13 protein-coding genes are annotated in these 20,261 nt (G+C 47.9%); 3 read left to right on the top strand and 10 right to left on the bottom strand.

What is annotated here, in order from left to right; genetic code table 11:
* Positions 1 to 240 precede the first annotated feature (240 nt).
* A complete protein-coding gene (locus AC27N8_RS17525; protein WP_487068686.1) occupies positions 241 to 1,374 on the top strand; it encodes a DegT/DnrJ/EryC1/StrS family aminotransferase in 1,134 nt (377 codons plus the stop codon).
* 110 nt (positions 1,375 to 1,484) lie between these two features.
* Positions 1,485 to 2,489, top strand: a complete 1,005-nt coding sequence (locus AC27N8_RS17520; RefSeq protein WP_487068685.1) for a Gfo/Idh/MocA family protein — start codon at positions 1,485 to 1,487, stop codon at positions 2,487 to 2,489.
* A gap of 95 nt (positions 2,490 to 2,584) precedes the next feature.
* Here the strand turns inward: AC27N8_RS17520 and AC27N8_RS17515 are convergent, their stop codons facing one another.
* The 10 genes from AC27N8_RS17515 to AC27N8_RS17470 form a co-directional block, all read right to left on the bottom strand.
* A complete protein-coding gene (locus AC27N8_RS17515; protein WP_487068684.1) occupies positions 2,585 to 3,538 on the bottom strand; it encodes an SDR family oxidoreductase in 954 nt (317 codons plus the stop codon).
* Between the two features lie 89 nt (positions 3,539 to 3,627).
* Entirely contained in the window at positions 3,628 to 4,899 is a 1,272-nt protein-coding gene (locus tag AC27N8_RS17510; RefSeq protein WP_487068683.1) for a glycosyltransferase family 4 protein, read from the bottom strand.
* Positions 4,886 to 5,971, bottom strand: a complete 1,086-nt coding sequence (locus AC27N8_RS17505) for a glycosyltransferase family 4 protein (protein ID WP_487068682.1) — start codon at positions 5,969 to 5,971, stop codon at positions 4,886 to 4,888. The genes AC27N8_RS17510 and AC27N8_RS17505 overlap by 14 nt, the downstream gene beginning before the upstream one ends.
* Before the next feature lie 26 nt (positions 5,972 to 5,997).
* Positions 5,998 to 7,938, bottom strand: coding sequence for an asparagine synthase (glutamine-hydrolyzing) (asnB, locus tag AC27N8_RS17500; RefSeq protein WP_487068681.1), 1,941 nt, complete (start codon positions 7,936 to 7,938; stop codon positions 5,998 to 6,000).
* A 66-nt stretch (positions 7,939 to 8,004) separates the two neighbouring features.
* On the bottom strand, positions 8,005 to 9,966 hold the full coding sequence (asnB, locus tag AC27N8_RS17495; protein ID WP_487068680.1) for an asparagine synthase (glutamine-hydrolyzing): 1,962 nt from the start codon (positions 9,964 to 9,966) through the stop codon (positions 8,005 to 8,007).
* A 157-nt stretch (positions 9,967 to 10,123) separates the two neighbouring features.
* Positions 10,124 to 11,437 carry a glycosyltransferase family 4 protein gene (locus tag AC27N8_RS17490; protein WP_487068679.1) on the bottom strand — a complete coding sequence of 438 codons (1,314 nt, stop codon included), beginning with the start codon at positions 11,435 to 11,437 and terminating at the stop codon, positions 10,124 to 10,126.
* A 1-nt stretch (position 11,438) separates the two neighbouring features.
* Positions 11,439 to 12,767 carry a glycosyltransferase family 4 protein gene (locus AC27N8_RS17485; protein ID WP_487068678.1) on the bottom strand — a complete coding sequence of 443 codons (1,329 nt, stop codon included), beginning with the start codon at positions 12,765 to 12,767 and terminating at the stop codon, positions 11,439 to 11,441.
* A gap of 58 nt (positions 12,768 to 12,825) precedes the next feature.
* Positions 12,826 to 15,771, bottom strand: coding sequence for a lipid II flippase MurJ (locus tag AC27N8_RS17480; RefSeq protein ID WP_487068677.1), 2,946 nt, complete (start codon positions 15,769 to 15,771; stop codon positions 12,826 to 12,828).
* Between the two features lie 37 nt (positions 15,772 to 15,808).
* Positions 15,809 to 17,110: a nucleotide sugar dehydrogenase gene (locus AC27N8_RS17475; RefSeq protein ID WP_487068676.1), complete on the bottom strand. Its 1,302-nt coding sequence runs from the start codon at positions 17,108 to 17,110 to the stop codon at positions 15,809 to 15,811.
* Between the two features lie 101 nt (positions 17,111 to 17,211).
* A complete protein-coding gene (locus AC27N8_RS17470) occupies positions 17,212 to 18,648 on the bottom strand; it encodes a tyrosine-protein kinase domain-containing protein (RefSeq protein WP_487068675.1) in 1,437 nt (478 codons plus the stop codon).
* A gap of 508 nt (positions 18,649 to 19,156) precedes the next feature.
* Here AC27N8_RS17470 and AC27N8_RS17465 point away from each other — a divergent pair.
* The gene (locus AC27N8_RS17465; protein ID WP_487068674.1) at positions 19,157 to 20,194 is read left to right on the top strand and encodes a polysaccharide deacetylase family protein; all 1,038 of its coding nucleotides are present in this window, start codon (positions 19,157 to 19,159) and stop codon (positions 20,192 to 20,194) included.
* Positions 20,195 to 20,261 lie beyond the last annotated feature (67 nt).

Raw genomic sequence — 20,261 nt, 5'->3', positions numbered from 1 at the left:
TCAGACGTGCTGTATGTGAAAATGCATGTATGGTTGTCTATTCTTTACTGTTTATGGCTACATTCACCTATCTAACACCCATATAGTCATCTTACTGGCACCTACATTTGCTATTATGTGAGCATAAATCTATAGTAATGGATGGGTATAGTCGGTGGGTCTGTCCATTTAGGATGTTATAGGGTACGTCAAAAATTTATGGAAATAGATGTCGTACATGTTAAAGGAGTGGAATTTATCGTGTCATCTGAATATATACCTCTCGTTGATATACGCGCTCAGTATCGGGCCTTAAAGCCGGAGATCATGCTGGCTTTTGAAGAGGTTCTTGAGGGCATGCAACTCTTTCTGGGTCCACGTCAGAGGGCTTTTGAGCAGGAGTTTGCTACCTATTGTGGTTGCCACTATGGAATTGGAACCTCTTCGGGTACGACTGCGCTTGAGCTTGCATTGCGAGCCTGTGATATTGGCCCTGGGGACGAGGTTATCACGGTCGCGAATACTTTCATTGCGACCGTCGAAGCTATTGCGGCAGTTGGCGCACGGCCTGTTTTTGTCGACATTGATCCAGAGACGTATCTGATGGATTGGCGGCAGTTTGAGCAGGTTGTGACTCCCCGCACGCGTGCTATTCTTCCCGTCCATCTCTATGGACACGCTGCGGAAATGAAGCCTATTATGGATTTTGCTCACGCGCATGAGTTGCGGGTGATTGAGGATGCTTCTCAAGCTCATGGCGCTACCTATGCAGGACAACGGGTGGGCTCCTTTGGAGATATAGCCTGTTTTAGTCTTTATTTCAGTAAGAATCTTGGCGCTTTCGGCGAGGCTGGTATCTGTACGACCAGTGATCTTGCTCTGGCTGAGAAGATGTGGATGTTGCGGGATCATGGATCTCGTGTGCGTTACCTCCATGAAATTATGGGCTCTAATGCCCGCCTGGATGAATTGCAGGCGGCCGTCTTGCTTGTAAAGATGCCCTATCTGGAGCGCTGGAATAGTACCAGACAGGCTCATGCTCAAACCTATACCGCACACTTGAGTGAGTACGTTGATGTTGTTCCGGTTGTCAAATCCTGGGCAACCCACGTGTATTGTTATTATGTGGTGCAGGTTTCTGAACGTGAACGTTTTCGCGCATCGCTTGAAGAGGATGGTATTGGCACCAATATTCATTACCCAACCCCCATTCACTTGCAACCGGCCTGCTCTGACTATGGCTACAAGCCTGGCTCCTTGCCTGTAACTGAAGCCGTTGCTGCACGTATTGTATCCTTACCCATGTATCCAGAACTCACGGAACAGCAGATTCAGCGTGTCATTCAAGCCGTAAAGCGTTTTGCCACCAACTCTATGGCTCCTGGGCATCCATAATAGTGATCTGCTGACAGAGAATGTCTGTTGGTAAGCCTATCGTATCTTCTCTTCACGTGCCATTCTCGCTCAAAAAGTAGTTGTTCTACCGGCTTTAAAGGATTGTTTCAATGAGAAAAGATCTACGTTTAGGGATTATTGGTTGGGGCTATTGGGGACCCAAGATCGCTCGCAATCTTGAAAGTCTCTCTCAAGTGTCTGTGACAATGGTAGCTGATCTGGATCAATATCGTCTCGACTCAATTGTTGTAAGCCAGCCCTGGATTAAGACAACGACAAATTTTTATGACGTGTTACAGTCCGACGTCGATGGAGTGGTTATTTCTGCCCCAGTTCGTACGCATTATCGCCTGGCTAAAGAGGCGTTACTGCATAATAAGCATGTTTTGGTCGAGAAACCTCTGACCGCAAGCGTCGCCGAAGCAGAGGAACTGGTGGCGCTCGCACATCAGCGAGGTCTGATTTTGATGGTGGGACATACCTTTGAATATAGTCCAGCTGTCAATGAGCTGCGTAAGCTTGTGCAAAGCGGTGATCTTGGCAGAATCTATTGCGTGGAGGCGGAACGTGTCAATCTTGGATTATTCCGTAGCGATACAAATGTGATCTGGGATCTGGCACCGCATGATGTATCGATCTTGCTGTATCTGTTTGGTAAGATACCGATGCAAGTCAAGGTCCAGGCTCATGCTCATCTTCAATCGCAAATCTGCGATGTCGCTCATCTAGATCTAGAGTTTGATGACTCGATGTCTGCTCATATCCATGTCAGCTGGTTACATCCCTGCAAAATTCGGCGCGTGACTGTGATTGGCGATGCCAGAATGGTTGTTTATGACGATACAAATCCGTCCGAGATGATAAAAATTTATAATAAAGGTGCTGATATCCATGCAGACCCGGTTGTATCCTATCGCTATGGTGCAATTACTATTCCACATATAGATTGGATAGAGCCCCTGCGCCTGGAATGTGAAGATTTCGCCAATTCTATTCGTACAGGAGAGCAGCCCCGTGCCAATGGCGAGGTTGGCCTGGCTGTCGTACGTGTTTTGGAAGCTGCTCAAAAGTCGCTAGAGATGGTCCGTCATCCTATCGTCGAAGTCGTCCAGTAGTCTTCCTTGCAGCCCTTACACACGGAGAGAGGATGTATCTATGAACTCTCGCAGTGCGTAAGAGGCTGCTCTCAACATATGCTCTTATCGATACGTTATTTCTGTGTCACTCGTAGAGCGTCAAGAGTACGAGACAGCCCTGCGGAGAAGTCGATCGTAGGCTTGTAACCGATTAAATGTTGTGCCTTATGAATGTCTGCCAGACTATCTCTGACGTCTCCTGGTCGCTCTGGACGGTAATCTGCTTTGACTTTTGTTTCCAGTAGCTCTCCGGCAATCTTCAGTACCTCGTTGAGCGATATCCGTGTACCGCAGCCGATATTCATGGCCTGTCCACTTGCATCAGGTGCTATAGCCGCTTTGAGATTGGCTTGCACAACATTCTCAACGAAAGTAAAGTCTCGTGTTTGTTCTCCATCTCCGAAGACGACTGGCTGTCCTCTGGTCAGGAGAGCGGTCAAAAAGCGTGGAATAACGGCTGCGTACTCTGATTTGGGATCTTGGCGCGGCCCAAAGACGTTGAAGTAGCGCAATGCCACTGTTTCCAGCCCATAGATGCGCGTGAAGACGTTGCATAGAAGTTCGCCAGTCAGTTTATGGACGGCGTAGGGCGATAGGGGAGTCGTTGGCATGTCTTCTTGTTTGGGAAGCGTCGGAGTATCTCCATAGACAGATGAGGAACTGGCAAAAACGACGCGACGTACTGAGGCATCGCGGGCTGCAACCAGGACATTGTGTGTCCCGTTTACATTCACCTCAAGCGAACTGACAGGATCACTAATGGAGCGCGGTACCGAGGCAAGTGCTCCCTGATGAAATACAACCTCGACTCCTTGTACTGCCTGCTTCACAATCTCACTGTCGCGGATATCTCCCTGAAGGATTTCAACTTGTCCTGGCAATCCCAAGAAAGCCTCTTGATTGCTTGAACGGCCGGTGGCATAGTTATCCAATACGCGTACAGATTCCCCTTGCTTAAGCAGAGCTGCTGTAATGTGTGATCCAATAAAACCTGCTCCACCTGTGACTAGATAGCGTGCTGAGCTCATCTCTTTTATTTGATAGAGATACCCTCCTGGATAAGTAGAAATATCTCTATCATCCTTTCTATTTTATTTTGATGACAATCGTAGATAATCTATCGAACTTTACTTACATCTCTAAAAGATTGCGCAGTTATGCGTTGCTTATGAGTAGTGGTATGTACATCATTTTCGTGTGCGAATACTTGGTGATATGCCTTTAAGAGTTGCTTTTTTGTTATACTCCAACTTAGCTCTTCCTCAATACGCTTACGACCGTATGTGCCCATGGACTGTCTTAAAGTAGCATCCGCTAAAAGTATCTCAACTTTGTTGGCAAAATCCTCTATGCGATTGGGGATAGCATAGAGGGCTGCATCTCCTGCTGAGTAGCGTGTCTCAGGTAGATCAAAGGCAACGACAGGCAATCCCATTGCCATGTACTCCATCGTTTTAAGCATGGTGCTGCGGTCGTTGAGCTGATTGCTGGGATCGGGAGAGAGGCCAATAGTGGCAACGCTCAGATAGCGAAGTAGCTCAGTTTGGCCTATCCAGCCAGTGAAGTGGACGTGATCATTCAACTGTAGGTCGTTGGTGAGATTTTTAAGCGCGGGAAGTTGATCGCCATCGCCCATCAAGACCAGTCCAATATCCTGTCGCTGACGTTTATGTATCAGTTCATTGAGCGTATAGAGTACGTATTCAACCCCATCCTGTATCCCCATGACACCGATATAGGCTAACAGGTAACTATAACCCATTTTCAGTTCTGGCTCAGGTGTGAGTGCTGTAAAGTGCGTATCGTCTGGACCATTACGTACAACGATAACTTTTCCTGGTTGACAGTGTCCGTGTTCAATCGCATGACGCCTCTGCGATTCGTTGGTTGTAATGATGAGGTTGGCTGTCCGATAAGAGAGTCTCTCAAAGAGTCGAAGTAGCTTATATAGCCATTTCATACGCCCTTTGAACTTGATTGCGAACATTTCTGGGGCGAGATCATGCTGATCGAAGATGAATTTCTTGCCAAAGATACGATAACCTAATCCTAGCGCGAAAAAGGTATCCGGAGGATTGGCCGTATGAATGACGTCGAAGCCGTGACGCTGCCAGATCTTAATACTGAGTCTTAGCGTATGAAGCATGGCCTGGGCGTACTCTTTGATATAGCCTGTAGCCTTTTCGATGTTGGCTGAGAGTCGATAGCGATAAATATGAATGCCTCCGATACATATGTAGAGTTCCGTATCTCTATCTTCTCCGCATGGACTGATGATGCTGACTTGATAGCCATGCTGATGTAAGGTCTGTGCCTCGCGCCAGACTCTCGGATCGGCTGGAACTGAGAGATTTTCAACGATAAGCAATACTCTCTTATTCCTGGGCATAGGCTCTCTCCTTCGTTAATGGCCCGATGCTTTCTGCTGGCTGCCGCTGGATCTTGATACCTGTTGCTTGCTCATAAACGTCGATGATTTGTTGTGCAATGACGTCGCTGGAGAGGTGCTGTGTGTCCTGACGTCCAGTCGTTCTTTCTGGGTGTGCGAGCGCGATCTCAATTCCGGCGACCATCTCCTCCACGCTGTTTGGAGTACAAACGGTACAGCCTGCTGTCTGTGCAATCACCGCACGTACATCGCCGACATCGGTTGCCACGACAGGAACGTTACAGGCCATCGCTTCTCTGACTACGTTGGGAGAGCCTTCGGCGTGCGATGATAAGATGAGTGCGTTGCTGGCATTCATATACTGCACAACGGTTTCATGTGAAACGCCACTCGCCACAATAAGCTCGATATCTATCCCCCTCGCACGTACCTGTTCTACAGCCGCCTGGGCGAGTGCGAAGTTCTTGACGGGGATGCGTGGATTATTTCCAAAGAGTACATAATATGTATCTTGCTTCCAACCGAGCTCTGCCCGTGCTTCTGCACGTCCGATAGGACGAAACTGTTCGAAGTTAACTCCATCAGGAATTACAAAAATCTTTTTTTGAGGCCCTCGTGCGGCCAGTTTCATCTGGTCCGACTTTACTATCACGGCCTCAACCCAGTAGCAAAGTTGTCGACTGATACATGCTACTAGATTTCCCTTAAAGCTGTAGCTGCCATCTGACTTGATCGTACCCAGTATATCGTCGCCCAGGTAGGCCGCTACGACAGGGGTTGTCCATTGTAGACGACAGATCAGGCACCAGAGTCCATATTGTCCATTGATAACGTTGTAGCGTCCACTGAGCGCTTTGCGCCAGATCTGTATAATCGTTGTGGCATAACGTAGCAGCGCCGGCTGTCCGATCTCAGGATGGAGTACTTCTACCTCTAATCCCGCCTTGATGAGCGAATCGACTTGCGTTTTGACAAAGGTGCCAGCATGGGGGCGTTGAGGCGTTGGATAGATACCCGTTACCATCAGGACGCGAAAGGGCTTTGCCGGTGATGTCATCATTGTCTCTGCCATAGAATAGGTGCATCCTTTCTGGTTGATTAGTGTGCCGAGGCGATGGCATACTCCTCAGAGAGTAAGTCTTCAACTGATCCTAGAGGTTTCTCCAGGTTGGGAGGATCAATAAAGACGCGAAACCAGAGTTCCAGGCTGGCAAGCGTGAAGATCTGCGCTTGATAATTTGTCTTGCCATCTAAGTGATCGCGCAGCATTTGCTCGATATACTCATATTGAAAGTAGCCCCGACTGCGTGCACGTTCTGAGAGGAGCAGAGTATTGATCAGCTGCCGTTGTCCAGAACGGAACCAGATGCCTGTGGGGACATTGAACCCCATCTTTTTGCGGGTGAGGATTGGCTCAGGTAAGAAATCGGCGAATGCCTGTTTGAGCAGGTATTTTGTCTTGAATGATTTAATCTTGGCGGCTGAAGGAATGCTGGCAGCGTATTCGATCAGTTGATGGTCGAGCATAGGGATGCGTGATTCCAGTGAGGCAGCCATCGTCATCTTATCGCCCTTCATTAAGAGATTATCCGGGAGCCATATTTTGGTGTCGAGATAGAGCATGGCTGAGAGGTCATCACGTTGTGGATTGTTTGTCAGCCAGCGGCTGAATTCTCGACTTGAGTCCAGATTAATCGCCTGCTTCGTTGCAGGCGTTAAGAGTTGCTCTTTGAGCGATCCATTGAAGATACCGAACCAGTTCATCCAGCGTTGTGGCGCTGGCTGGGAAATATTACGGGCGGCCGTTTTTACTTTACGCATACTGTATGGCAGGCGTTCTAACAACGGTTGTATGGCTTGATCGCGTACCGCTTTTGGCAGGATATGGTAGTATTTTGCCAGCCAATCAACGACATACTTTGGATAGCCTGCAAAGAGCTCGTCGGCCCCTTCACCAGATAGCACAACTTTGACATGTTGCCGTGCCAGTTTGGAGACCAGGTAAACTCCCAGATCAGATGGCTCACTGACTGGCTCATCGCGGTGCCAGGTCAGCAGGGGCCAGTATTGAGTCAGATCCGAGGAACTGACAACAAGTTCATGATGATCCGTGTTAAAGTGATTGGCGACCATACGAGCATAGGGTAGTTCGCTATAGTCTGGATGATCAAAGCCTACCGAAAATGTATTGACTTTATGGTTGGTGAGCTGACTCATGATGCCTGTGATGATGCTGGAGTCGACGCCACCACTGAGCATTGCGCCAACGGGAACGTCGGCCATCATCCGCTCCTCGACGGCTCGTTGGACGTGTTGTCTGATGCCAGCCAGATAGTCAGGGATTGTTTGTTTTTCCACCTTCCCGAATGTGAAGTCCCAATAGCACTCCTCATGGACATGCTCATCTTCAAAGAGTATCCAGTGACCCGGCTTGACCTTCACAATATGCTTAAAGAGCGTGGCTGGAGCAGGTACATAGCGGACGCTCAGGAAGTCGGCCATGGCCTGGATATCAACTTCACGTTTGATGTGCGGGTGACCTAAGATGGCCTTGATTTCTGATCCAAAGATCACTGCTCCATTGAGGTGCGTATAATAGAGCGGTTTTTTTCCGGCCTTATCGCGTGCCAGGAGGAGTCGTCGACGAGGAGCATCCCAGATTGCAAAGCCAAACATTCCATGCAAGCGGGCAACACAGTCTGTGCCATACTCTTCGTAGGCATGGATGATCGTTTCTGTATCGCTATTGGTGCGGAAGAGATGTCCTTTGGCCTGTAAATCCTGGCGTAACTCTTTATAATTCCAAATTTCGCCGTTAAAGACAATCCAGATCTCGCCAGTTTCATTACACATTGGCTGATGACCGCCGCTGAGATCAATAATACTCAAGCGAGCAAAGCCCAGGCCAATGGGACCATCAATATACATGCCGCTATCATCCGGTCCTCGATGAGCGATCAGGCGTATCATATAGTCAACCATCTGGGGTGAGATTGACTCGTCATTGTGTATATTATATATTCCACAAATGCCGCACATAAACACTTCCCTTCATAAGATCAATTGCATCTGTAACTAGAAAAATTTCTATACAAATTATGCGTATCAGTTCTGTTTTAATGGTGCTTCTGATGATACTGGTTGTGTGTATGGAGCCGAATGAGCTGATTGTGCTCTTGTTGGTGTATCTATGTAGGTCTGGAACCATAATTCAAGGCAGAGCAGTGTCCATAGGGCCTGGCTGTGATTGGTGAGCGTGCTTGCACCATCGGTTCGCAAGAGATCATGTATGAGTTTGTCGCTAAAGATACCACGGCCTCGTGCCTGGGCTGATCCAAGTATTTCATGTGCATAGCTATGCATATCTTTACGGAACCAGTTCCCGATGGGAACAGCGAAGCCTCGTTTGGGTCGCTCAAGGATATCCGCTGGTAGTAAGTCCTGAGCGACTTTTTTCAGTAGATATTTGCCATGCCCCTCGTGGATGCGTCCATTGTTGACGCGTAGCGCTGGATTCAGCGAGGCCACATATTCCGCCAGATGATAATCCAATAAAGGGGCTCGTGTCTCCAGTGAGTTGAGCATGCTGGCCTTATCGACCTTCACGAGAATATCATCGGTCAGGTACGTAAGCGTGTCAGCATATTGGACGCGGGCGGTCGGGTCCAGGTGCTGCGCTGCACGATAGATGCTTAAGTGGCGTTCGAAAGGCACGTGGTCGTGTACTTGTTGGAAGAAGTCATCGCAATAGAGCTCTGCCCGTGTGTAATCGGGAAAGAGCATCGCTGCCTCAATACTGCGTGTACCGTAGTCACGCAGCCAGGTCTTCAGGCGCTTCTTGCCTCGGATACCGTCTGGTAGCAGGTAGGAGGCGTGTGCCAGTGAGTTGCGTACTATTGAGGGGATGTGATAAATTTGATATTCTCGCCGATATTGTTCATAGCCTCCGAAGATCTCATCTCCACCATCTCCGGTAAGTGCAACAGTGACGTGTTCGCTGGCCAGTTTGGACACGTAGTATGTTGGTAGCATTGACGAGTCTGCGAATGGCTCATCGTAGGCCCAGACGAGTTTGGGGAGGATTGAGACCAGATCGTATTTGACGAAAAATTCATGATGATCCGTGTTGAAATGCCTGGCAATCTGGCGTGCATATGGCAGTTCATTGTACGCATCCTCTTCGAAGCCGATCGAAAATGTCTTAACGGGCTGCGTCATCAGCTTGCTCATCATCCCGACGACCACGCTGGAATCCAGGCCACCACTCAAGAAAGCCCCCAGGGGGACCTCGCTCATCAAACGGCAGCGAATGGCTTCTTCGAGCAGCGTTTTCGTCCGTTGTATGGCTGTAACTTCATCATCGAAGCAGCTATGCTCAAAAGAGATATCCCAATAGCGTTTTGTCCTTACCTGTCCGTGTTCATAGATCAGGATGTGGGCGGCCGGCACCTTCATGATGTTTTTGAAGAGCGTCAATGGCGATGGCACATAGCGGTAGACGAGAAATTCGTCGAGGGCAAGCGGATTCACCTCGCGTGGAATATTCGCTTCGAGGATCGATTTAATCTCGGAGCCAAAAATCAGGAATTGACCATCCCAATAGTAGTTAAGTGGCTTTTTGCCGAAGCGGTCGCGTGCGGCGAAAAGCCGTTGCTCTCTCAGATCCCAGATGGCAAATGTGAACATGCCACTCAGATGCTTGACGCAGTCATCTCCATATTCTTCATAGGCGTGAAGGATCGTCTCGCTGTCACCGTCGGTACGGAAGTGATGACCCCTTGCTTGTAGCTCTTGCTTTAAGGCTTGATAGTTGTAGATCTCGCCATTAAAGACAATCAATTTGCTGTTATCTTCGTTAAAAATTGGTTGGTGGCTGCCTGCAAGATCAATAATGGAGAGACGACGCATGCCGAGCGCTGTCGTTGTTTGCTGGTTGCCCTCCTGGCTTACCCAGGTCCCCTGATCATCAGGACCGCGATGGCGAATAACTGCGCACATAGCATCTATCAGTTGTTCTGCATTTGTATAACTACAGGGCATATGAACAAATCCCACTATTCCACACATAGAAAGAGTATCCTTTCAAAAACCTGTTGTATGACCACAATGCGTGTTAGGTGTCACGAGTACAATGAATAGAAGGTGAGCGATGTCAGGACTGTCTCTTTTTCGATCGTAGGATACTGCAATTAGGATGCTGCAAGTAGGGTACTGTAATAGGAAGTTACCGGACCTCTGCTGACAGGATCATATCGTTTGGACTCTTCAAATTACTTGAGATAAGTTGATGATAGATATGTGTATACATATCTAATATATGTTCAAGCGTATATGTCTGTTCGATGAGTGTATGTGCCGCTTCTCCATATCGCTGTGCTAATTCTGGCGTCTGCAATAATGTTATCAGTGCCTGTGCCATACTTTGATAGTCCTCTGATTCGACCAGCTGGCCATTGATTCCCGGTTGGATGACATCCTCACTGCCACTGACACGGGTGGCAATACAGGCAAGTCCGCTTGCCATGGCTTCAAGGAGCGCATTGGGCATGCCTTCCCAGCGCGACGGCAGGACGCCAATCAGGCCACGATGAAGCTGTGCTGGAATGTCGCTTTGCAGGCCAGCAAACTCTACGCTCTGCGTGATGTTGAGTGCATTTGCCATCAGCTCCAGTTGTGGTTGGAGTGGACCGCTACCTACAATGATCAGGCGGGCCTCTGGAATGTGGCTGTGGACAATATTCCAGGCTTGTAGGAGCACGTCGATCCCTTTTTCGTAGCGTGCCTTTGACACACAAATTACTGTTTTTGCTTGCTGTCCGCTTGTCTCTTCTGGCGCGGCCAGATGAAATCGTGTTGTATCGACTCCATTGGGTATGATCTGTATACCAGGGAGATCAAATCCATTTTTTTGAAGATAGTGCTCGGTGCGTGTACTGAGCACGATGATCACGGCTTTCACCTGCTTTAGTAGCCATAATGTTGTATCGACGGCGATTTTTCCTGCCGATTGCAGGCCATATAAGTCTCCATCGATCCATGTTTTGCCATCAACTCTCAACCATGGCGTATCTGGATCAAGCGGACCAGCGAGTAAGCGAGCAGGCTCAGTCGTTTTTGAGGGCTTTTCGGCTCCTGCGCTGATGACAACGATGGTCATGGGCTTTTTGGCAAGATAACAGATGAACGCTAGAGGTAAGACAAGCAGGCTGAATTGACAGACTTGTAAGACGTCAAAGTTGTGACGTTCGCGCCAGATTGTAAGTGCCATGGTCAGCATCGCCAGAACGTAAAGGCCGCGTTGTGCGATGCGTGGCAGCTTTTCGCGTTTCCCAAGGAATAGGCCGGCGACACGCTGAACCGGTACACCTTTAATGGTGTCGTATCGTGACCAGAGATGCTTATGATGAAATGTAATCACCCGGGTCGGATAACCAGTTTCAACGAGTCGTTGGCATTGAGCAAGTGTCTGAGTCTCAGCACCGCCTACCAGTGGATAAAATGTGCTGATTGCAATGCATATCCGTGGTTTTGTTCCCATATTATTTTTCTCCCACGGCCTCAAGTACCCGTGGAGGGACGAGGGCTTCGTGCGTGAGTAATTGACGATACAACTGGATAAATTGTCTGGTGATATGGGTCAGTTGATAATTTCTTAAAACCGTCTCGTGTCCAGCCTGCGCCAATCGTCTTGCTATGGCAGGATCGGCGATAAGTTTTTGGAGCGCTTGTGCTAGCTCTGCTGGCTGCTCCGGCTCTACGAGTAAACCGTTGATACCATTGATGATGATATCTTCACTGCCACTGACACGTGTCGCAATGCAAGGCACCTCGCAACTCATGGCTTCAAGGAGTGCATTGGGCATGCCTTCCCAGCGTGATGGCAGGACAAATCCCCAGGCTGTATGTAGCAAAGGGATAACATCATCATGTGACCCCAGGAAAATGACACCTTCTCCCAATGCGAGTTCCTGGGCCAGACGTTTGAGCTGTTCCTCTGCTTGGCCTGTACCTGCTAGTAGTAAACGGGGGGTGATGTCGGCGCGCCATTCTGCGGGAGCGGTCAGCATCCTCTTCCAGGCATGGAGAAGTACATCAATGCCCTTGGGATATTGCAGGCGTGCAACACACAATATATCGCGTTCTGGTCGCGTTGGATCTGGTCTGAGTTCCGGCACTGGAGCAAACTTTGCCATCTCGATACCGTTGGGGATATGGACAATTTTCTCGGCTCGAAAACCGTGTGATGTCATATAGTTCAGGCTACGGCTACTAAGAATTTGATAAAAGGCGTTTGATTTTTTAAGATAGTTCAGAATCAAGTTCGCTCCATAGGCGGTTTTGCGCATATGAGTGATATCTCCAACCACAGTATCCTCATAGGGCACCTTGAGAAAGTCACTGTCTTCAATCTTCCCCGCCAACGTATCAGCCATCATGACTGCGTCTTCAGGCCTGGGGATCTTTCCTGGTCCTGTGCTGGGGATACTGATAATAACTGGCTTGCCTGTCAACTGGCCGATCAATGTTGCCACGCCAGATAGCGGGGAGAGCTGGATTGAGTGTAAGATGTCGTATTGATGGCGCGTACGCCAGAGATATATAAACAAAAGTAGATCAATTGGGAGATGCCCTAGCCGTCCCACACGCAATATTCCATGCCGATTAAACGATCCACCAATGCGTATGACCGGTATACCATGTATCGTCTCAGTTTTTTTCCATTGCTTATCGTGGCGCAGTGTGATGATCTGCACCTCATGACCGAATTCCTGAAGTTGATGAGCCTGATTAGCTGCACGCGTCTGAGCTCCTCCGATATTGGGTGCGTATTGAAAAGCGATCATGCATATATGTAATTTTTTATTCACTAATATTCTCCTTAGCTGCACTTCTCTACATCGAGTGGAGCAATACATACGTATATTTCTACCTGGCAGTGATTTCTTCAGTTTCTCCTCTTGAGTGATCGATAGCCTGCTGCATTTTTACCTCTTCAAAATCTTGATGTCCTAGCGGCAGCAGATTTTGCCAGAGCGTTTTATCCCAATAGCGAGCAAAAGGTAATGCCATAAAGATGAAGAAGTAGATACCAACTCCCTGGTTCCAGATGTCGTTCGATTCGTATCCCTGGATGACGATACTTATAAATGTGCCGATTGCTATAGCCAGCAATAATTTTTGTTCGTAACCGCCGATCCGATATGTACGCAGTAGTACATACCCAATGGCTCCCAGTGCCAACAGTAATAGTGTCAGACCAATAATCCCATGTTCATATATGGCTTCTAGATAGATATTATGTGCGGCAGTAGCGATCACATTTCCGCCGAAGCCGACTCTCAGGTTCTCCAGCAGAAGGTCAGAAGAATTCATCCCTTTGCCCAGGATTTGTGTTGGATCAAAGTGTTCGATCACGGCTTGCCAGAGATAGGTGCGCCCGTTAAGGGATGTGATATCGCTGTTTGCGAAGCGGCTTAGTAAAGGAATATTCGCCAGGGTGGTGCCCAGAAAGATGAGCCCAATCAGCGTTGTGCCGGCTCCTATGGCAATGCCTTTGATTTTGTTAGAGGGCAAGAAGAGCACTGTAATAATCAGCCCTACCGCTACAGCGAGCAATGTGCCACGATTAAATGTGAGTCCCAGAGCTAAGAGTAATAAAAGTAGGACTGAGATCCCTGCGCAGAGCTTGAAAAAGCCTCGTAGCGTGAAGAGTCGGTAGATAGTGATGGGGATCAGGATAGAGAGATAGAGCCCGAGTGTCGGTGGTGTATCCATAAAGATCGAGCTAATGCGGAAAAATCCAGTGCTTGAATCTATGACGCCGTGTTGCTGTACGGTAAATCCCCACAGTCCATACAGGGCGATGAAGATCGCGGGTGCGATCATCGCATCTATAAAGCCGAGCAGCTTGCGACGCGAGTCGATCAGAATAACGACTAAAACACTGACTGCAAAGAAATCTAATTGCGACGTCCAATTGACAAGAAACGTCTGGAAGGGGATTGGTGATATCCCTATACTTAATAGCACCCACAGAAAGTACGCCAGCCAGAATGATAGCGCTGGCATGCGTCCTAATGCCTCCCTGGTTGGTAGGATGAAGAGCAATAATAATGTTGGTACGGTGAGTCCCGAGAGCAGATTGTTTCCATTAAAAAATGGTAATGATGAGCCAATAAACACATTAATGCAAGCCCATGCCAGCAATAATGCATATTGATAGCGTAAGAGCAGAAGGATGATGACCGATCCGCCTGCGACACGCAAGGTCAGTGTCGCATTTTCGATAGTGCCAATTGCGCCACCGATAAAAACTATCAATACAAAAATCATCCGTCTCAACTGCTTGCGCAAAGCATAAGTAAATCCCAGCGCTTTCAAGACAGTATCTTTCCAGTTGAGCCATTGGAGGTAGTAGTCGCCCATGCCTATCTTCTTTACTATATCTCGCAACTCTTTTGGCGGCGTGAGTAAATTTAATTTACCGATGAGAATACGTAGCATCACAATTAAGATGATCATGGTACAGAAATAATAGAAGGAGGTCGCGAATGCGATACCAAAGCCTCCCCATAAACTACCGAAGAACGCATCGAAGGCTGCATTCGCAAAGATGCTGAAAATACTGACGCCCATCAAAATACGTGTGCGTCCTAAGGCGCTAAAGGCTCGTGAGACGGTAAAGCCGATCGCCATCGGAAACATACCAATCGAGAACCCGGTCAGTATCCAGGAGGTTTGATTCACATCCTGGAGATTAAAGTTTCCATGCTTGAAAATAATAAAGACAATCGGCCAGGCACCAAAAGTCATCAAGACTGTCAGGAGCAATGTTGCCAGGCCAACAATCCAGAGGTAGAGACGAAGTGTGCCTTTAAAGGCTTTCATATCCTTGATGGCTGCCTGACTGGCCAGATACGGTAGTGCTGCCCTGCCGACCGCTGCAAAGAGTACTCCAGTGGGTACGCTATTAAGCTTGAGTGCATTGTTTAAAGCGGTAATCGTTCCTTCCTGCTGGTAGGAACCAAAGAAAGTGTCCACTATCGGACTTGCCATGCTGATAACACCGGCAAAGAGCGCAGGCCATGCTGCGCTCATGATTGGTTTTAATTCAGGGATACTCAGGTCCAGAACCGGTTTGTAAATGATGTTTGTCTTGTGGGCGCGATAGATGATGACCGCTAGCTGGAATAGCTGTCCGATGATTGAACCAATGCAGAGCATGAGCACGCCGAGCGAGTTTCCCCCAATCAGGACGCATGTTGCAGTGGTGAGAGGGACTAATAAACCCGCGTAGGCGGGCCAGCCGAATTTTCCTTCTGCGTTGAGCAGGCATTCCATAAAGCTATTGATTGTCATTAAGCTGAGTACTGGAAAAATGAATGGTGCCAGATCTTGTGCCATGACAAAGGCGTGAGGCTCTGTCTGCTGTGAACCGGGATCAATCAGTCCTAGCAATGGTGTTTTAAAAATCAGCAGCACAAGCGTAAAAAGGGTGCTGCCAATGATCAATAAGTTTAAAAGCGTGCTGAAAAGCTTTGATATTTGTTCTCTGGAACCTCGTGTACGCAAGCGGGCGTACACGGGGATAACCGATGCCTCTAACGCGCTTGCCAGCATCGGAGCAAGTGTGGTCGGGATGAGTGCGGCCACATAATACGCATCCATATGCTGATCTTGTCCAAATTTGGCGCTGACGACGATCTGGTTGAGTAATCCGATGACGCGAATCAGCAGGTTGGCTGAAGCTAGACTGAGCAAGGCCCGAAAGATGTGTTTGTTGGCGGATCGTATTTTGACCGCTATGAGTCTGGCGCTGCTGGTGTACAGCTGCTGACTATCGTTTCTATCGCTATCCAAAGATTGAGACATATTTTTTTACTTACCGTTCTCGCATGTACCTACACATTTAGAGCAAAAATACTTTGGCATCATTGATGCCGCGTGTCATATTGCGTGTGTCAACGACGGAGCGTGCTTCCTGGACGATAGTTGAGATGTCATAGTAGCTATGATCAGTAACCAGGACGACACAGTCAGCAGCCTGTAGCAGCCCGGTACTGAGTGGTTGTGAATGTAATGTTCTCTCCTTGAGTTTGAAAGAAGAGACGTAGTCGTCGTTGTAGATGACGACTGCCTTACGGCTCAGCAGATCTTGAATGATATCGAGTGCAGGTGATTCGCGGATGTCGTTGATATCACGCTTATAGGTGATGCCAAGTATCAGGATGGTGGCTCCATTGAGGCTGCGGCGTTGCTCATTGAGCGCATCAGTGATTTTATTCACGACGTAGTGAGGCATACTACTATTGATCTCAGCCGCTAATTCGATGAAACGCGCTTTGTAATCAAGTGTCCTGAGTTTCCAGGATAAATAATGCGGATCGACTGGAATGCAATGACCACCCAGTCCTGGTCCTGGTTGGAAGCGCATAAAGCCAAATGGTTTGGTGGCGGCTGCATCAATGACTTCCCATCCACTGATGTTGAGCTTTTCACAGATGATGGCTATCTCGTTGACCAGGCCGATGTTCACCGCTCGAAACGTGTTTTCGAGTAGCTTGGTCATCTCGGCGACGCGTGCGGAGGAGACAGGTACGATCTGGTTGATGGCTGCTCCATAATACGCCTGTGCGAGCTCTGTGCAGAGAGGGGTGATACCTCCGACTACTTTTGGTGTATTTTTGGTGCCGAAATGTGGATTGCCTGGATCGATACGTTCGGGTGAGAAGGCCAGGAAAAAATCCTTTCCCACCTTGAGACCAGTAGTTTCTAACTCGGGCAGTAACACCTCATCGGTGGTACCGGGATAGGTAGTGCTTTCGAGAATGATGAGCTGACCCGCATGTAGATGTATACGTACCTGTTGTGTCGCTGCAATTATGTATGAGATATCTGGCTCACGCGTTTTACGCAATGGCGTTGGGACACAGATACTAATGGCATCGACCGTATCGAGTGTATTGAAATCGGTGGTAAAGGTTAGCTTATCTGCTGTAATCAACCTTTGCAGGTCATTACTTTCGACATCCGAGATATAACTTTGTCCTTGATTGGCGAGATCAACTTTACTCTGATCGACATCGATACCGGTGACATGAAAACCTGCCTCTGCAAAGGTCGTTGCCAGTGGTAGTCCAACATAGCCGAGTCCAATGATTGCTACCTGCAATGAGTGAGAGGATATCTTTTCTATTAGCTGATGATTCATTATTTTATTATTTCCTTTACCTTCTGGCGATATCTTTTGTCAGTGATTGCGCAAATAGATGCAGGATATTCTCTACGCTGTACGGTATTTGCAAGCTGTGTTTAGCGCTTGTTATTTGAAGATGGCAGAACCGCAGTATTGGCTGCGTCGATGGCATGATGAATGGGTGGCGTGTTGGGAGGTATAGCCATCGTCAGATCTGCCCGTGGACGTGATTGAACGTTGCTCCAGTAGTCATGCACCTCGCCATACTCGGGCCAACTACTTTTGTTCAGTGCCACCCCAAGCATACGCGTCCCTGTTCGATTGAGTGCTCGTTTGGCTCGCTGCAAGGCCTTGCGTGGTGTTTTTGACGCGTCAATGATGAGCAGGGTTACCTGCATATATGCTGCCATACTCTGGGTATCAGCGATGGGCAAGATTGGTGGGGAGTCGAAGATGACATAGTCGAACTGCGATGTGTTGCGAAAATGGTTAAAGATCTGGCTGGCTAGCTGCGACTGAAGGAGCTCGGATGGATTCGATGGGAGTGTGCCTGCCGTCAAGACGCGTAAAGATGGAATATCGGTGGCTTGACCATCCAGTTCAGGTTCTATCTGTGTCCACTTATCTAAGAACGCGTCAGCCAACCCCTTCTGATTTTGTAACTGGAAGTGCTTTTCCATGACTGGATGGCGGAGATCAGCATCTACCAAAAGCACGTGTTTGCCTGACATGGCGAGAAATGCTGCCATATTGGCGGCGACGGTGCTTTTTCCTTCACCAGCCAGCGCGCTCGTTACCATGACTAATTTAAATGGACGAATCATTTGAGCCATACCGAGATTTGCACAGAGAATGCGACAACCCTCCGCCAGCTCAGGAGTATCCTCAGCTTTCTGGGAGCGTTGCTTACGCGATAATGCTGGAATGATCGTGAGTACATCAAGACCGAGTAATTTATTCACATCTTCCGGCGACGTTAAGCGATCATCAATCCATTCGAAGATAACGATGATGGTGAGCGCAAGGCCGAGCCCGACCAATGCTCCAATGATGGCGTCCTGCGTCGGTTTTGGCTTGATGGGACTTGTTGGGACGACTGGATCAATAATGTGGAATGTAGCCTGGCTACCAAGTCGCGTATTGGCATAGCTCGTAAAGCTTTTGGCGATCTCGCTTGAGAGGGTCGTTGCTGTTTGAGGATCACTGCTATCAACCAGGACATCGATAAAGGGTGTGTTTGTATCAGATTGAGTTTTTACCATGCTACTCAGTTGATCGATACTCAGACCATTTTGTGCTGCGACTGGACCAAGAATATTCGGATTTGTAATCAGTGCATTGTAGGCTGGCTGCTGAGCAATCGCTGCTACTGTACTATCATTTTGTGAACTTCCAGGTACAGTGATCAGTAACCGTGTTTGTGCTTCATAGACCGGTTGCATTGTAAACTTGGTGACAAGATATGTTGTACCACCACAAAGGATTATCCCCAGTAGAATTATCCATAGCCAACGTTTTGCCAGTAGTATATAGCGACTAAGTATACTCTGCATTTAAATACCATCCTTGTCGATGACCAAATTTAATATGTGGAAAATGACACCATGAACTTCTTCGTGCGTATATTTATATGAGGTGCTAGGATTTATTGAATATGCCCGGGAAAAGCTTACCGGGATTTTGATATCTACTCCTTCTAGAAGATACTGCCTCTAGATTGGTAATCTGGTTGTTGCCAGTGTTGAGAAGACGTTTAGAATAGTACTCCTTTGTGGAGATAGTAACCCCCCTGTGCATTATCATTTCTAGACTTGCTCACACCCGGGCAATGAGTGTTTTGACGATACACGGATTTCTATACACCTTTCCTCTTGAGATCACTAATTTTACACCAATATAAACATCTCTTTTACACAGCATCTATGGTAATTTGATAAAGGTAACAGAGCATCCAGGTGTTTTATGCTCTAGTCTTCTCTCTCCTGGCTAACATCAGCAACGACTGCTTTACACATGCATCTTATGATTGCTACAGTGCACGGCTTCTGGAGAAAGGAATGTATGCGTAGGATCGCACGCTTAATTGTCGCAACAATGTTCTACTATAGCGGTCTGGTTGCTCTTGGGCGTTGGTGGATGCGGCAGCAGGGCGCACATGTGATTATCCTGAATTATCATCGTTCAAGGTTGGGTGATATACGGCAACATATGCGTTACCTCAAGCGTTATTATCGTGTGCTCTCACTGGAGGATGCTTTACAAGAGCTATATACAGGGACTGCACAAAAAAAGCATCGTCGTACGCCAGTTGTTCTGACGTTTGATGATGGATATCGGGATAATTTTCAATATGCATTTAAAGCTGCTGTTGAGTTGCAAGTTCCCATTACCATCTTTCTGATCCCGGGCTATCTCGATAGTGGAGATCGTTTTTGGTGGGGAGAAGGTAGATACCTTGTAGAACAGACACCAATCAAAGAGGTTGCTTTTGGTGGACTTACCTATCATTTGCAATCTATAGAGGATCAAAACAAGCTCTCTCGTTTGATCGATACACGTCTGCGCACAGCGAACTCTGTTGCTGCTCGTGAACAATTTCTCACGAGGATGCGCCAGCTGCTAGCTGTGTCCGAATTTGATCCCTGCGCTTCTGATGGAGAATATGATGATATGCCGCTTTCATGGATGGATGTATACGAAATGCAGAATAGTGGCTGCGTTTCATTTGGTGCACATACCATGCATCATCCAGTTTTGGCTAGCTTAACTGATCCATCTGAAGTGCATTACGAAGTCCTGGAATGTCGAAACGTATTGGAAAAGCATCTGGGCCAGAAAATATATACCTTTGCCTATCCCATTGGTCGTGCAGAGCACATCGGTACTGAAGCTCTTAAGGCTGTGCGTGAAGCAGAATATAAATGGGCGGTGACAACGACCAGTGGCGTTGCGACTCCCAACAGTGATCCATATCGCATTGAGCGTGTCCTGGTAGACGTACAGCGTCATTGGCTCTTGATAGCGGCTGAAACGGCTGGGATATGGCATCTGTTTGCTCCGCTTTGGAAACCTTTTACACATCAAAAAGAAGATATATAAGCCTTATTATGATAAAAATGGACAAGCTTTTATCTAACGTATCGAAGTTAGTGCAGTGAGGTATTGT

Source organism: Dictyobacter sp. Z7_2 (genome assembly GCF_057551105.1).
Note: the sequence above shows the minus strand (reverse complement) of the source record. Positions and strands in the feature narration are given on the sequence as shown.